Raw genomic sequence first — 366 nt, 5'->3', positions numbered from 1 at the left:
GGTGCCTGATGGGGATTCGTGATTGGATTCAGGGGACATCTGCATCACGTGATGCAGATACATCTGTTCAAACCCGGGCCCCGGCAACTCGATGGATCACATACGATAAGTACGGGCACGTCGCAGCACGCCGTATGGAGCATATCCTAGCTGAACTCCGTGAGGCGTTCGTCGAACACGGTGTGAATGAGTATGAACTGGTCGTCAGTACCATTGATTGGAAAAGGGTAGACGTAGCGTGTAACATTCTGCTGATCGACGACGACATCGTGATTGATCGTGCGTACGATTCAGCAGCGTGGGGCGGTTCTGACCATTCCGTCAAGTACGAGCTGCGCCGTGTACAGACAGAGGCAATTAGCGCGT

Annotated in this window: 1 protein-coding gene; it reads left to right on the top strand. The window is 53.6% G+C overall.

Annotated features, from left to right (window positions below):
• Nucleotides 1–366 (top strand): hypothetical protein (locus tag AC1RPT_RS07795; protein WP_481762984.1); only part of this gene is annotated, 366 nt, incomplete at both ends.

It is taken from the genome of Dellaglioa sp. CoH-56-MRSF-11 (genome assembly GCF_056782135.1).
Note: the sequence above shows the minus strand (reverse complement) of the source record. Positions and strands in the feature narration are given on the sequence as shown.